Origin of the sequence: Pseudomonas sp. B21-021, from assembly GCF_024749205.1 — a bacterium.
Classification (GTDB): Bacteria; Pseudomonadota; Gammaproteobacteria; order Pseudomonadales; family Pseudomonadaceae; genus Aquipseudomonas; species Aquipseudomonas paraglycinae.
In genome coordinates this window covers 326,248-340,761 of record NZ_CP087192.1, presented here as the reverse complement: position 1 = coordinate 340,761, position 14,514 = coordinate 326,248, and the positions used below count along the sequence as shown (strand labels likewise).

The window sequence follows — 14,514 nt, the reverse complement described above, 5'->3', positions numbered from 1 at the left end:
GGTATTTGTCGGGTTCGCATCGCCTCAGAGCCCTTCTTCCAGCACCTTCGCCAGCATGTCGACAAAGAAATCCACGCTCTGACGCGAGGTGACCATCGGCGGCTTGATCTTCAGGACGTTCAGGTAATCGCCGGTTGGCTGCATGAAAATCCCCAGCTCCCGCAGGCGATCACACAACAGCGTGGTTTCCTCGGTCGCCGGTTCCAGGGTTTCCCGATTGCGGATCAGCTCGACCCCCAGATAGAACCCGGAACCGTGCACCGCGCCGACCAACGGATATTGATCGATCAACGCCTCAAGCCGGGCCTTGAAGTGAGCGCCTACCACTTGGGCGTTTTCCCAGAGTTTTTCTTCTTCCATGACATTGAGCACCGCCATGCCGATCTGGCAGCTCACGGGACTGCCGCCGGCGGACGAGAAGAAATAGCCCTCGGCTTCCAGCGCTTCGGCGATTTCCCGGCGGGTGATCACGGCACCCAGCGGCTGACCGTTGCCCATGCCTTTGGCCATGGTGATGATGTCCGGCACCACGCCTTGCTCTTCGAAGCCCCAGAAGAAGTGGCCCATGCGCCCGTAACCGACCTGCACCTCATCGGCAATGCACACGCCGCCCCGGGCGCGCACCAGTTCATAGACTTTTTTCAGGTAACCCGGCGGCAGCGAGATCCCGCCCGCGTTGCCGTAGACCGGCTCGCAGATGAACCCGGCCAGTTGGCGTTTCTGCTCATCAATCTTCGCCAGATGATGTTCGACGCTGCGCACGTAATCCGGCGCCGAATCCGGGCCGCGAAATTCGCCGCGATAGGTGTTTGGAGCGGTGACCGCATGCACCCAGTCCGGGCGACTGCTCAGGGCTTGCGGGTTATCGGCAATCGAGGTCGAGACCGCGTCCGCGCCGACCGTCCAGCCGTGATAGGCCTCCAGCACGCTGATCATGTCGCGGCCACCGCTGGCGGCCCACGCCAGGCGAATCGCCAGGTCATTGGCCTCGCTGCCGCTGTTGACCAGGAACACCCGATCCATGCCCTCCGGCGCCAGCTTCAGCAAGCGCTCGGAAAACTCGGCGACCGCCGCATAGTTAAATCGCGAGTTGGTGTTGAGCAGCGACCACTGCCGGCTCGCCACCGCCGCCATGCGCGGATGACCGTGGCCGAGCACCGCGACGTTGTTGAGCATGTCGAGATAGGAGCGGCCCTGCATGTCGATCAGGTGATTGCGCCAGCCGCGCTCTATGCGCGGCGGGTCGACGTAATAATGCTTCTGGGTGCGGGCGAAACTGGCGTCGCGGCGCGCCAGCAGGGTTGCCGCGTCCAGCTCGGGTTCGGCGTCGCAGGCCAGGCCCAGCAGCGCGGCCGGTGATGGGGAAAGTGCTTGCCAAGCAGCCGCGCGGGTTGGCGTGCAGAACAGCGGCGCTTCAAGCTGTGCGCCGCGAATCAATTGCACGATCAACGGACCGTCCACCGAACCCAGCACCTGGCCTTTGACCAGCGCTGCGCCGCCGTGCAACGAAGGTTTCACGCCCCACAAACGCAGGCTCATTTGCGGGCCGTCGAGTCGCAGCGCGCCGTCGGCCGACAGGTGAAGTACGCCAGCAAACGGCGCTTCCACCGTCGAACCCTGGGGCACGTGCAATTCGACGTGCAGCGGGAATGTCTCTGGCTCATCGGCGCTATCAGGCCGGGTGCGCGACAACCGGTATTGCCCGTATCGGCTGGCCGCCAGACCTTGTATGGCCGCTGCCTCACTCAACAGACGCTGATCGATGCCAGGCTGCTCCCAATTGCCCGCCTCGAAGTGCGCGCTCAACACCCCCAGATCGATCAACGCGAATTCGCGCCCGACCAGATCGGGCAACAACGGCGCAAAGCCTTCACTGTCGATGGCTGGCAATGTCTGGCCGACCACCGTGAGAATCGCCGCTTCCATCAATGCCAGCGGCACCGAAGTGGCGACCCGGAAGATCTCCCACTCGTGGGTCAGGTTGTCGCGGCTGTAGATATTGCCCGGATCGATGCTGACCTGTTGCTCGCCACTGAGCACCAGCACCGCCGCCCGCGCCACGATCAGCGGCCACAGCGCCAGCAGTTCTTCGTGTTGCAGCGGATTGACCGCGTGATAAGCCTGCACGGCCGGCAGAATCACGAACGGATCGCCGGCGGCGTGATGCAGCAGCGCGGCGCAGGTGACCGACAGATCGGTGATGCGCCAGGTGCGCACCAGATCGCCGAAATCGATAACGCCCTGCAATTGCCAGTGCCGCCGGACGTCACGCTGCCAGACCACGTTGTCATCGGTGATGTCCATGTGGATCGCCTGCACCGGCAGCTTTTCCAGCAGCGGCTGCAAACGAAGCCTGGCCTGTTCGGCAGCCTCGGCGATCAGCGCACGCTGGCGCTCGTCTTCGATCACCGGCAGCAGGTGCTCGATCAGTGCGCTGGCGTGGCGCGCGTCCCACTGCAATGTGCGCTCGAGCCCCGGATGGTCGAACCCGGCCAGGGCCAGATCCATTTCGCCGCAGAGCCGGCCGAACCCGGCAACAACCTCATGGCCAAGATGATCGAGAGCCGTCAGTGGCTGGCCCTCAATGTAATCGAGCAGTCGCACATGCACCGATTCTCCACCGACGTCCAGGGTCAGCAGGTCTTGGCCGTCATTGGCCGGGATGACCCGGGGAACGTGGACATCGCAGTGTTCAGCCAGATATTTCAGGCCAGCATGCTGGGCTTGCAGTTCGACCAGCGAATAGTCGCCCCGACAGATCTTCAGCACGAACCGCCCACGCTCGCTGTCCACGCGATAGTTGAGGTCCTGTTGGCTGCCCAGGGCCTGCAACGTGCCGTTCAAGCCGTAATGCTGCGCCAGCAGATGCCGGGCCTGCTCCAGCGAAACCTGAGGGCTGGGCAAACTGGCGCGATGAATCAACGTGGCGAACGACATGGAACGACCCCTGAAATTTTATTAGGCGCCTATATCGCCATTGCTACGGGCGATAAGCAACCCCCGACCATCCGTCCCCCGACGCCCTGCGAGGCAGGTGGATTTGCATGCCCCCCTCGCACCCTCCCGCACTTTGCGCAAGAATGTCGGCCATTCAAACCTGCCACTGGAATATCCCCATGAATGTAATCCCCACTGACCTGCCTGGTGTCCTGATCATCGAACCCAAGGTGTTTGGTGATGAGCGCGGGTTCTTTTACGAAAGCTTCAATGCCAAGGCGTTTCAGGACGCGACCGGCCTCGACACGCAGTTTGTGCAGGACAACCATTCGCGCTCGCAGAAAGGCGTTCTGCGTGGGCTGCATTACCAGTTGGAAAACACCCAGGGCAAACTGGTCCGCGTCACCGTCGGCGAAGTCCTCGATGTCGCCGTGGATATCCGTCGCAGCTCGCCGCATTTCGGCAAGTGGGTGGCCGTACGCCTGTCCGCCGACAACCATCGCCAACTGTGGGTACCGGAAGGTTTCGCCCACGGTTTCGTGGTGCTGAGCGAGTTCGCCGAATTCCTCTACAAGACTACTGACTACTACACCCCGTCGGCCGAGCGCAGCATTCGCTGGGATGACCCGGATCTGGCTATCGACTGGCAGCTGGACGAAGCGCCAAAACTGTCGGCCAAGGATCAGGCAGCCGCCTTCTTCAAGGACGCCGACGTCTTTTCCTGAAGTCCTGTGTGAATTTTCAGCGCTGCTGCACACCCGACCACGGGTGCGCAGACTGCGCCGGCAAGCCTAGGCATAATGCGCCTGTACCCACAGGCGCTCGATGCTCATGACTCCGACCCTTCCCCGCCGCCCCCGCTGGCGCAGTCTTGCCCTGCTGGCTCTGTGCCTGGCACCGCTGCTATGGCCGCTGGAACATCTGGCCGAGCGCTATTACCGCAGCGAACTGGCCGGCCAGAACCGCCAGACCCTCGACCTCTACGTCGCCAACCTGCTGGGCACGCTGCATCGCTATGAAGTGCTGCCGCAAATCCTCGGCGACCTGCCGGCCCTGCGCGCGGTGCTCGGGGCGCCGGATGACGGCGTGACCCAGGGCAACGCCAACCGCCTGTTGAAGAACATCGCGGCGCAGACCGGCGCCGAAGTCATGTACCTGATGGACACCAGCGGCCAGACGCTCGCGGCATCGAACTGGGACAAGCACGACAGTTTCGTCGGGCGCAATTTCTCTTTCCGGCCGTACTTCAGCGAGGCCATGGCCGGCCGCCTCGGGCGCTTCTTCGGTCTGGGCACCACCTCCGCCAAGCGCGGCTACTTCTTCGCCGCTGCCGTGCGCAATGGCGAGAAAATCATCGGGGTGCTGGTGATCAAGGTTGACCTCGACCACACCGAAAGCCTGTGGGGCAAAACCCCGGAACAACTGCTGGTGACCGACCACAACGGTGTCGTCATCCTCACCTCGCGCCCGGAATGGCGCTTTCGCGCGACCCGCACTCTGAGTGATGCCGAGCGTGCGGCGATCACCGCAATCCAGCCCTACCCGACCCGCGAGCCACGCCCGCTGAATCTGAGCCCGACCGCGTGGCTGCCGCAGACCCAGGACATCGCGGAAACCGGCTGGAGCGTCAGCATTCTGGCCCCGCGCACGTTGATCGACCGACCGGTGCGCACGGTGGTGGCGATCGGCGGCGCCACCTTGCTGGTGGTGATGCTATTGCTGGGCCTGATGATGCAGCGTCGTCGTCATTATCTGGAACGGATCGCATTCGAAGCCAAGGCCCGACGGGAGCTTGAGGGGCGGGTCGCCGAACGCACCAGCGATCTCGAAGGCCTCAACCGCCGCCTGAAACAGGAAGTGCTTGAACGCGAACAGGCCCAGCAGGAACTGGTGCGCGCCCAGGACGATCTGGTGCAGGCCGGCAAACTGTCGGCGCTGGGGACAATGTCGGCGAGCATCAGCCACGAACTTAACCAGCCGCTGGCGGCGATCCGCAGCTACGCCGAGAACGCCGAAGTGCTGCTCGACCACGAACGCACCGAAGATGCCCGCGGTAACCTCAAGCTGATCAGCGAGCTGACCGGGCGCATGGCCTCGATCATCGCCCACCTGCGCGCCTTCGCCCGCCGCGACCGCCACGCCCCGGAAAGCGTCGCCCTGCAACCGGCGCTGGACGACGCGCTCGCCTTGCTGGCCAAACGTCGCCGCAGCATGGATGTCGAGCTGATCCGTGACCTGCCCGCCGCCACCCTGTGGGTCGAGGCCGGGGAAACCCGTCTGCGTCAGGTGTTGGGTAACCTGCTGGCCAACGCCCTCGACGCCCTGACCGAGAAAGGCCCGCCGCGAAAATTGTGGCTGAGTGCCGAATCCACCGACGAAGGCGTCAACCTGTACATTCGCGACAATGGCCCGGGTTTCTGCATGGAAGCCCTGGGCCGCGCCAGCGAACCGTTTTACACGACCAAGACCCGCACTCAGGGTCTCGGTCTGGGGTTGGCCATTTGCGAAACCCTGATGCGCGCCTTCGGTGGTGAACTGTCGTTCGCCAACCACAAGCAAGGTGGCGCCTTGATCACCCTGCGGCTGCGCGCCGGCGCGCCCGGGGTCAGCCTGCAACCGTCCGAGGATCGAAGCGCATGACCATCGACAACCGCATTCAGGTGGTGCTGATCGACGACGACCCGCACCTGCGGCAGGCTCTCGGCCAGACCCTGGATCTGGCCGGCCTGAAAATTCTTCCACTGTCCGAAGCCAAGGGCCTGGCCGCGCAACTCGAGCGCGACTGGCCGGGCGTGGTGGTCAGCGACATCCGCATGCCCGGCATGGATGGCCTGGAACTGCTGAGCGAACTGCACGCCCAGGATCCGGAACTGCCGGTGCTGCTGATCACCGGCCACGGCGACGTGCCACTGGCCGTGCAGGCCATGCGCGCCGGTGCTTATGACTTTCTGGAAAAACCCTTCGCCAGCGACGCCCTGCTCGACAGCGTGCGCCGCGCCCTGGCTCTGCGCCGTCTGGTGCTGGACAACCGCAGCCTGCGCATGGCCCTGAGTGATCGCAACGAACTGAGCGCGCGGTTGGTCGGCCAGTCCGCGCCGATGTCACGCCTGCGCGAGCAGATCGGCGCACTGGCGGCGACCAAAGCCGACGTGCTGATCCTCGGCGAAACCGGCGCCGGCAAGGAAGTCGTCGCCCGCGCCCTGCACGATCTGTCGAGCCGGCGTAACGGCCCGTTCGTGGCGATCAACGCCGGAGCGCTGGCCGAGTCGGTGGTCGAAAGCGAACTGTTCGGCCATGAGCCCGGCGCTTTCACCGGCGCGCAAAAGCGCCGGATCGGCAAGTTTGAATTCGCCAATGGCGGCACGCTGTTCCTCGACGAAATCGAAAGCATGAGCATGGATGTGCAGGTCAAACTGCTGCGCATGCTGCAGGAGCGCGTGGTCGAACGCCTGGGCGGCAATCAGTTGATCCCGCTGGACATCCGCGTCATTGCCGCCACCAAGGAAGACCTGCGTCAGGCCGCCGATCAGGGACGTTTCCGGGCGGACTTGTATTACCGCCTCAACGTGGCGCCGCTGCGCATTCCGCCACTGCGTGAACGGGGCGAAGACGCGTTGATGCTGTTCCAGCATTACGCCGATGAAGCCAGCGCGCGCCATGGTCTGCCACCGCATGAACTGCAACCGGCGCAACGGGCGTTGCTGCTGCGGCATTCATGGCCGGGCAACGTGCGGGAATTGCAGAACGCGGCGGAGCGCTTTGCCCTCGGCCTGGAACTGGCACTGGACAACACGCAGCCCGATGGCAGCCCCGGCACCACCGTCGAAATCACCGCAGGTGGGCTCAGCGAGCAAGTGGAAAACTTCGAGAAATCCCTGATCGCCGCCGAACTGGCCCGCTCTCACGGTTCCGTGCGCAGTCTCGCCGAAGCCCTGGGCATTCCGCGCAAGACCCTGCACGACAAACTGCGCAAGCACGGGCTGAATTTCGCTGGCAGCGGCGGCCATTCCGACGAATCCGAATGAAGCACGCTCAATTCACTTTTCTGCCGCAAGAGGTCCGGGCATGAAGCACGACAGTCGTTATCTGGAATCCGTTCTTCACCATGACATCCCGCTGACCCGGGACATGGGACTCAAAGTGCTCGACTGGCAGGAACAGCAACTACGCCTGCACCTGCCGCTGGACGCCAACGTCAATCACAAGAGCACCATGTTCGGCGGCAGCCTGTATTGCGGCGCGGTGCTGGCGGGTTGGGGCTGGCTGCATTTGCGTTTGAAAGAAGAAGGCATCGAAGACGGACACATCGTGATTCAGGAAGGGCAGATAAGTTATCCACTGCCGGTCACCGGCGATGCCATTGCGATCTGCCCGTCACCGAGCGCTGCGGTGTGGAAGAAATTTCTGACGATGTATCAGCGCTACGGACGGGCGCGACTGACCCTGCACACGCGGGTCGTCAATACGGGAAGCGATGAAGATGCGGTGACGTTCAGCGGGCAGTACGTCCTGCACCGCTGAAGACTGATGGAGCTTACGAGCGGGCGAGTTCGAGCAGCTTCGCCCGCCACGCGGCTTTCGCCGGCAACGCCAGGAAGAAACCGTTCAACAACGACTCTCGTGGTGGATAACAGAACGCTTCGCCACTCAGGTCCAGCACCTCGCCACCCGCCCCTTCCAGAACGCCCTGCGCCGCTGCCGTGTCCCACTGCGAAGTCGGCGCCAGACGCGGGTAGCAATCGGCAGCACCTTCGGCCAGCAGACAGAACTTCAGCGAACTGCCGATGTTGGCCAGCTGCAACTCGCCAAGGCTGGCACTCAACCCGGCCAGCAAGCGTTCCTGCTCCGGGCTCGAATGACGACGGCTGGCGACCACGGTAAACGCTTCGCCAGGTCCCGGCACGTCACGAACCTGAATCGCCACCGGCGTACCGCCCGTATCGCCGCGCCAGGCACCAAGCCCGGCTCCGCCGACGTAGAAGCGACCGTTGGTCGGCATCGTCACCACACCGAACACCACCCGGCCGTTCTCGATCAGCGCGATGTTGACGGTGAATTCTTCGCTCCCGCTGATGAACTCCTTGGTGCCATCCAGCGGATCCACCAGCCACCAGCGCTGCCAGCTCGCGCGCACGCTTTGCGGGATGTTGGCGTCCTCTTCGGACAGCACCGGAATGCTCGGATCCAGCGCTGTCAGGCCGGCCACGATCACGTGATGCGCGGCCATGTCCGCCGCCGTCACCGGCGAATCATCGGACTTGGCGGTGACGGCTACGTCGGCGCGCCAGAACGGCAGGATCGCCTCACCGGCCCGTAATGCCAGCTCGACCACCGGCGCCATCAACGGATGGGGAAAACTCATCGGCATCTCACTCATGACTGGAAAAATCCGCGCTGGGTCAGCAGGTCGCGGGTCAGGTACAACGCCGCCAGGGCGCGTCCCTCACTGAAATTCGGATTTTGCGCCAGCGTCGACAGCTCCCGCAGGTTGACCTTGTCCACACGCATCGGCTCGGGCTCATCGCCTTCGAGGCGTTCTTCGTACAAATCGGTGGCCAGCACCACCTGTATCTTCTGGCTCATGTAACCGGGGGACAACGACAGCTCGGTCAGATGCTCCAGTTGTCGCGCGCCATAACCGGCTTCTTCCTTGAGCTCGCGTTCGGCGGCAGCCAGCACATCTTCGCCGGGTTCGATCAGGCCTTTGGGCAACGACAGTTCATATTCGTCGGTGCCACCGCAGTATTCCTCGACCAGCACCGCGTGCTCGGCATCGAGCATCGCCACGATCATGACCGCGCCATAGCCGGCGCCCTTGCCGACCAGCCGCTCGTAGGTGCGTTCCACGCCGTTGGAGAAACGCAGCTTCAGCTCTTCGACGCAGAACAGCCGGCTGGTGGCGACGATCTCGCGGGCGAGTACGGTGGGTTTCTGGCGCATGCAAAGCTCCTTGGCGTGAACGCGCTACTATAACGCGGCTTTTCCGATTGTTTGCGTCGGATATCTTTCTACCGTTCGAGACGTTGCCATGCCTTCATTACCGTGGTCCGACATCGATACCGTTCTGCTCGACATGGACGGCACGTTGCTGGACCTGCACTTCGACAACCACTTCTGGCTGGAACACCTGCCGCAACGCTACGCCGAACTGCATGGCGTGAGCCGGGCCATGGCGGAAATGGAATTGCAGCCGCTGTTCGAGCGCCATGCCGGTCAATTGCAGTGGTACTGCCTGGACTTCTGGAGCGCGGAACTGAAGCTGTCGGTGCGTGAGCTGAAACTGGAAACCGCCCACCTGATCGCCCTGCGTCCGGATGCCGACACCTTTCTGGAGGCGATCAAGCGAGCCGGCAAACGCGTGGTGATGATCACCAACGCGCACCGCGATTCACTGTCGCTGAAACTGGAACGAATCGAACTGGCACCGTACTTCGAACGGCTGATCAGTTCCCACGATTACGGTTTCCCCAAGGAAAACCCGCAATTCTGGGACGCCTTGCAGGCCGACATCGGTTTTGACCCGGCACGCAGCCTGTTCATCGACGACACCTTGCCGATCCTGCGCAGTGCGCGGAATTTCGGCGTGGCGCATCTGTTGGCCGTGAAGGAGCCGGACAGCCGTAAAGGGCCGAAGGACACCGGGGAGTTTGCGGCGGTCGAGGATTATCGGGATTTGATTGCGGGCCTGTAGACCGCATCGTCCCCATCGCGAGCAGGCTCGCCCCCACCATAGAAATGCATTCCAAAGTGGGAGCGAGCCTGCTCGCGATGGCGGTATCTGCGGTTACTCGGGAATACGCAGCGTCTGCCCCGGATAAATCTTGTCCGGATGTGACAGCAGCGGCTTGTTGGCCTCGAAAATCTTGTTGTACTGGTTGGCGTTGCCGTACACCGCCAGGGAAATCGCGCTGAGGGTGTCGCCTTTCTTCACGACCACAAAACGCGCCGCCGCCACAACCGGCCCGGTCACGGTGATCTGGTCATCGACGCTGCCGACACCGGCAATGTTGCCCACTGCCAGAAGAATCTTCTCTTTCTCTTCCTGGCTCGCCACTTCACCGGTGACCGTTACCTTGTCACCGTCCACGGTCGCCTGGACATTCGGGTTACCCAACCCGACCTTGCTGATGTGTTCCTTCAACTGGTCGCTGGCATTGGCGTTGCCGGGGGTCAGCAGGTCGAGCAACTTCTCACCGGCCTCTTTCACAAAGCTCAAAAGACTCATAGCGCACACTCCTTGATTTAAGTTCCAGACGCCCAAGCCTAGACCACCCCAGACAAACCCGGTTCCGGCCCGACCAATGACCCTGCCCCCGCGCAAGCGGTAGAATCGCCCACCCTTGCCAGCGCCCCGGAGCGAAGATGGACATCAAGCAGCTGAAATTCCTCATCGCCCTCGACGAAACCCGCCATTTCGGCCAGGCCGCCGCCCGCTGCCACATCACCCAGCCGACCTTGTCGATGCGCCTGCGCAGCCTCGAAGAAGAACTAGACCTGCCGCTGGTCAACCGTGGCCAGCGCTTCGAAGGGTTCACCGCGCCGGGCGAACGGGTACTGGCCTGGGCGCGCACGGTGCTGGCGGCTTATGACGGCTTGCAGGCGGAAGCGGCGGCCTGTCGCGGCAATCTGATCGGCACCCTGCGGCTGGGCGTGGTGCCGTTGTCGAGTTTCGATGCGCTGCCTTTGCTGCAACGCCTGCACGCGCAACACCCGAACCTGCGCTTCGAACTGTCCTCGCTGAGCTCCGAACAGGTTCTGGAGCAACTGGCGAACAACCGCATCGACATTGGCGTGTCTTACCTGGATCGCCTCGACGGCGAGCGTTTCGAATCCCTGGCGTTCAGTGAAACGCAGATGGGGCTGCTCTACGACCAGCGGTTCTTCAGCTTTGGCGAAGCACCGCTGAGCTGGGAATCACTGATCGAACTGCCCCTGGGCATGCTCACCAGCGGCATGCACTTTCGCCAGTCCATCGACCATAACTTCCACAGTCGTGGCCTGACGCCGCAACCCTTGCTGCAAACCGACGCCGTCCACCAATTGTTGCAAGCTGTGCACGGCGGGCTGTGCTGCGCGGTGATGCCGCTGGACGGCGGTCTGGAAAACCTCACGGATAACCTGCGCCTGCAACCCATCGAAAACGCCCAGACCCTTGCCCGACTAGGGCTGATCATGCGTCGCGGCGCCCCACGATCGGCGTTGGCCGAGGCCTGTTTCGCGCTTTATCAGAAATCACCAGCGGAGGCTTGATCGACGGCATCTATCGAAGGATCGACACTAGCGATTAGACGCGACAACTTGCCGCGCCTAGTCTTAACGTTGATCAATCCGTCGGTGATGCCATGAACGCCAAGCGCCCGGCCTGCGCGGCGCCTGCTCTCGAAACGCCCGCGCCTGCCGCCAGTCAGACCTACAGCTACAGCGATCTCCCCCTCGCGGAATCGGCCAGCACCGCGCTGGCCGAAGAAGTCGCGTTGGCGATTGCCTACAACGGCATCAGTCAGGCCGTGATGCTGGTGACGCCGACCGACCTTGAAGACTTCATCGTCGGCTTCAGCCTCGGCAGCGGCATCATCGAAGACGCCTCGGACATCTACGACCTGCAATTGAGCGGTTCGGGCTCGGCGCAATACGCGCAAGTCACCATTGCCAACCGCGCCTTCTGGAACCTCAAGCAGCAGCGGCGGCAACTGGCCGGCACCAGCGGTTGCGGGTTGTGCGGCGTGGAAGCGGTAGAGCAGGCGCTGCCTGACCTCAAGGTTTTGCCCGGCGCTCCCTTGCCGCCCATCGAATGGCTCGACGGTCTGCGCCAGCGCATCGGCGCGTTCCAGCCGCTGGGCCAGCATTGCGGCGCGGTGCACGCAGCGGTGTTCATGAACGCCAGCGGTGAATTACTGCTGGGCCGCGAAGACATCGGCCGGCACAACGCCCTCGACAAGCTGATCGGCGGCCTGATCCGGCAAAAGATATCCACAGCCGGCGGGCTGGCGATTGTTACCAGCCGTTGCAGCCTCGAATTGATACAGAAAGTTTTGCGGGCCGGGATTCAGACCCTGGTCAGCCTGTCCGCGCCCACCGGCCTCGCCGTGCAATGGGCCCGACGCCACAACCTCAATCTCATCCACCTGCCGCAAAAGAACGCGCCGCGGGTGTATAGCCCAGAAATGGAGAAACACTCGTGAGCCAACACCATCAAGCCGACCAGAAACCCGTCCCGCGCTACAAGCCTTACAAGGGCGCAGCCGGCGGCTGGGGCGCACTGATCAGCGTGGCCCAGGCCTGGCTGACCAGCGACAACGCCCTGAAAAACCTGCGCATGATGCTCAAGACCAACCAGAACGGCGGCTTCGACTGCCCGGGCTGCGCCTGGGGCGACTCGCCGGAAAGCGGCATGGTCAAGTTCTGCGAGAACGGCGCCAAGGCGGTGAACTGGGAAGCGACCAAGCGTCGAGTCGATGGCAAATTTTTCGCCAAGCACAGCGTCACCGCGTTGCTGGAACAGAGCGATTACTGGCTCGAGTATCAGGGCCGTCTGACCGAGCCGGTCGTGTATGACGCCGAAACCGATCGCTACAAGCCGATCAGCTGGGACGATGCCTACGCGCTGATCGGCAAACACCTGCAAGCGCTGTCGAGTCCGGATCAGGCCGAGTTCTACACCTCGGGCCGCGCCAGCAACGAAGCGGCGTATCTGTATCAACTGTTCGTGCGCGCCTTCGGCACCAACAACTTCCCCGACTGCTCGAACATGTGCCACGAGGCCAGCGGCGTGGCGCTGGCGCAGAGTGTCGGCGTCGGCAAAGGCACCGTGACCTTCGACGATTTCGAACACGCCGACGCGATTTTCGTCTGGGGCCAGAACCCGGGCACCAACCACCCGCGCATGCTCGAACCCCTGCGTGAAGCGGTGAAACGCGGCGCTCAGGTGGTGTGCATCAACCCGCTGAAAGAGCGGGGTCTGGAACGTTTCCAGCATCCACAGCACCCGATCGAAATGCTCACCAACGGCGACAAGCCGACCAACACCGCGTATTTCCGCCCGGCGCTGGGCGGCGACATGGCGGTGCTGCGCGGCATGGCCAAGTTCCTGCTGCAATGGGAACGCGAGGCGCAGAAGGCCGGCGCACCGGCGGTGTTCGATCACGACTTCCTCAATGAACACAGCGTCAACGTGCTCGAGTATCTGGGCGTCGTCGATGACACGCCGTGGGAACAGATCGTCGCGCAGTCCGGCCTGACCCTGGTGGAAATCGAGCAAGCGGCGCGCATGTACGCCAAAGGCAAGAACGTGATCATGTGCTGGGCGATGGGCATCACCCAGCATCGTCATTCGGTGCCGACCATCCAGGAAATCGCCAACCTGATGCTGCTGCGCGGCAACATCGGCAAGCCCGGCGCCGGTCTGTGCCCGGTGCGTGGCCACAGTAACGTGCAGGGCGACCGCACTATGGGCATCAACGAGCGTCCGCCGGTGGCATTCCTCGATTCCCTGGAGCGTCGCTTCCAGTTCAAGGTGCCGCGTCACAACGGGCACAACGTGGTCGAAGCGATTCACGCGATGGCCGAAGGTCGCGCCAAGGTGTTCATCGGGCTGGGCGGCAACTTCGCCCAAGCCACACCGGACAGCCCGCGTACCTTCCAGGCCCTGAGCAACTGCGACCTGACCGTGCAGATCAGCACCAAACTCAACCGCAGCCACCTGGCTCACGGCAAGGATGCGTTGATCCTGCCGTGCCTGGGCCGTACCGACATCGACATCCAGACCGAAGGCCCGCAGGCCGTCACCGTGGAAGACTCGTTCAGCATGGTGCACGCGTCCAACGGTCAGTTGCAGCCACTGTCGAACCAGATGCGCTCGGAGCCGTCGATCATTGCCGGCATCGCCGCCGCGACCCTGGGCAGCAAACCGGTGGACTGGAACTGGCTGGTGGCCGACTACCGGCGCATCCGCGAGCTGATCGCCGACACCATTCCGGGCTTCAAGGATTTCAACGAGAAGGTCAAGAACCCGGGCGGTTTCTACCTCGGCAACAGCGCCGGCGCGCGCAAATGGAATACCACTTCCGGCCGGGCCAACTTCAAGCCGAACATGCTGCCCAAGGACCTGATCCACGAGCGCACTCGCGCTACCGGCCAACTGCCGGACCTGATCCTGCAATCGATGCGTTCCCACGATCAGTACAACACCACGATTTATGGTCTCGACGATCGTTATCGCGGCGTGAAGGGGCAACGTGATGTGCTGTTCGCCAACGAGGCAGACATCATTCGCCTGGGCTTCAAGCCCGGGCAAAAGGCTGACATCGTGTCGCTGTGGGACGATGGCCGCGAGCGTCGGGTGAAGGGCTTCACGTTGCTGGCGTTCGATATTCCGGCGGGGCAGGCGGCGGCTTATTACCCTGAGGTGAACCCGTTGGTGCCGCTGGAAAGCACCGGCGATGGCAGCCATACGCCGACATCGAAGTTCATTGCCATTCGCCTGGAAGCGGCGAGTGAGACTGGACTGATCATGGCCAAGTCGGCCTGATCCTGATCGCTTCCACGCTCTGCGTGGGAGCGCAGACACTTTTCAAACTC

12 protein-coding genes are annotated in these 14,514 nt (G+C 63.1%); 8 read left to right on the top strand and 4 right to left on the bottom strand.

Features of this window, described 5'->3' with window-relative positions; translation table 11 throughout:
- Nucleotides 1-24: 24 nt before the first annotated feature.
- The gene (locus LOY31_RS01480; RefSeq protein ID WP_258712741.1) at nucleotides 25-2,937 is read right to left on the bottom strand and encodes an aminotransferase; all 2,913 of its coding nucleotides are present in this window, start codon (nucleotides 2,935-2,937) and stop codon (nucleotides 25-27) included.
- Nucleotides 2,938-3,116: 179 nt separating this feature from the next.
- Here LOY31_RS01480 and rfbC point away from each other — a divergent pair, with 179 nt between their 5' ends.
- From rfbC to LOY31_RS01460, 4 genes are all read left to right on the top strand, one after another.
- A complete protein-coding gene (gene rfbC / locus LOY31_RS01475; protein WP_007952636.1) occupies nucleotides 3,117-3,662 on the top strand; it encodes a dTDP-4-dehydrorhamnose 3,5-epimerase in 546 nt (181 codons plus the stop codon).
- 106 nt (nucleotides 3,663-3,768) lie between these two features.
- Nucleotides 3,769-5,577: an ATP-binding protein gene (locus LOY31_RS01470; protein ID WP_085608660.1), complete on the top strand. Its 1,809-nt coding sequence runs from the start codon at nucleotides 3,769-3,771 to the stop codon at nucleotides 5,575-5,577.
- Complete coding sequence (locus tag LOY31_RS01465; RefSeq protein WP_007952638.1) at nucleotides 5,574-6,962, top strand: sigma-54 dependent transcriptional regulator; 1,389 nt, start codon at nucleotides 5,574-5,576, stop codon at nucleotides 6,960-6,962. The genes LOY31_RS01470 and LOY31_RS01465 overlap by 4 nt, the downstream gene beginning before the upstream one ends.
- A gap of 40 nt (nucleotides 6,963-7,002) precedes the next feature.
- Nucleotides 7,003-7,458, top strand: coding sequence for a thioesterase domain-containing protein (locus tag LOY31_RS01460; protein WP_258712740.1), 456 nt, complete (start codon nucleotides 7,003-7,005; stop codon nucleotides 7,456-7,458).
- 13 nt (nucleotides 7,459-7,471) lie between these two features.
- Here LOY31_RS01460 and cysQ read toward each other — a convergent pair whose 3' ends face one another.
- Together cysQ and nudE are read right to left on the bottom strand one after the other, a co-directional pair.
- Nucleotides 7,472-8,305, bottom strand: a complete 834-nt coding sequence (cysQ, locus tag LOY31_RS01455; RefSeq protein ID WP_258713583.1) for a 3'(2'),5'-bisphosphate nucleotidase CysQ — start codon at nucleotides 8,303-8,305, stop codon at nucleotides 7,472-7,474.
- A 5-nt stretch (nucleotides 8,306-8,310) separates the two neighbouring features.
- Nucleotides 8,311-8,877, bottom strand: a complete 567-nt coding sequence (gene nudE, locus LOY31_RS01450) for an ADP compounds hydrolase NudE (protein WP_007952641.1) — start codon at nucleotides 8,875-8,877, stop codon at nucleotides 8,311-8,313.
- Nucleotides 8,878-8,965: 88 nt separating this feature from the next.
- On the opposite strand from nudE, the gene yrfG reads away from it, so the two are divergent.
- Nucleotides 8,966-9,628: a GMP/IMP nucleotidase gene (gene yrfG / locus LOY31_RS01445; protein WP_007952643.1), complete on the top strand. Its 663-nt coding sequence runs from the start codon at nucleotides 8,966-8,968 to the stop codon at nucleotides 9,626-9,628.
- Between the two features lie 93 nt (nucleotides 9,629-9,721).
- Here yrfG and lysM read toward each other — a convergent pair whose 3' ends face one another.
- Nucleotides 9,722-10,162 carry a peptidoglycan-binding protein LysM gene (gene lysM, locus LOY31_RS01440; RefSeq protein ID WP_258712739.1) on the bottom strand — a complete coding sequence of 147 codons (441 nt, stop codon included), beginning with the start codon at nucleotides 10,160-10,162 and terminating at the stop codon, nucleotides 9,722-9,724.
- A gap of 137 nt (nucleotides 10,163-10,299) precedes the next feature.
- On the opposite strand from lysM, the gene LOY31_RS01435 reads away from it, so the two are divergent.
- The 3 genes from LOY31_RS01435 to LOY31_RS01425 all read left to right on the top strand — a co-directional run bounded on the left by LOY31_RS01435 (nucleotide 10,300) and on the right by LOY31_RS01425 (nucleotide 14,464).
- Nucleotides 10,300-11,187, top strand: coding sequence for a LysR family transcriptional regulator (locus LOY31_RS01435; RefSeq protein WP_258712738.1), 888 nt, complete (start codon nucleotides 10,300-10,302; stop codon nucleotides 11,185-11,187).
- A gap of 92 nt (nucleotides 11,188-11,279) precedes the next feature.
- Nucleotides 11,280-12,119 (top strand): formate dehydrogenase accessory sulfurtransferase FdhD, encoded by an 840-nt coding sequence (gene fdhD / locus LOY31_RS01430; protein WP_179693004.1) that lies wholly within the window; start codon nucleotides 11,280-11,282, stop codon nucleotides 12,117-12,119.
- Nucleotides 12,116-14,464, top strand: coding sequence for an FdhF/YdeP family oxidoreductase (locus LOY31_RS01425; protein ID WP_221533610.1), 2,349 nt, complete (start codon nucleotides 12,116-12,118; stop codon nucleotides 14,462-14,464). The genes fdhD and LOY31_RS01425 overlap by 4 nt, the downstream gene beginning before the upstream one ends.
- Nucleotides 14,465-14,514 lie beyond the last annotated feature (50 nt).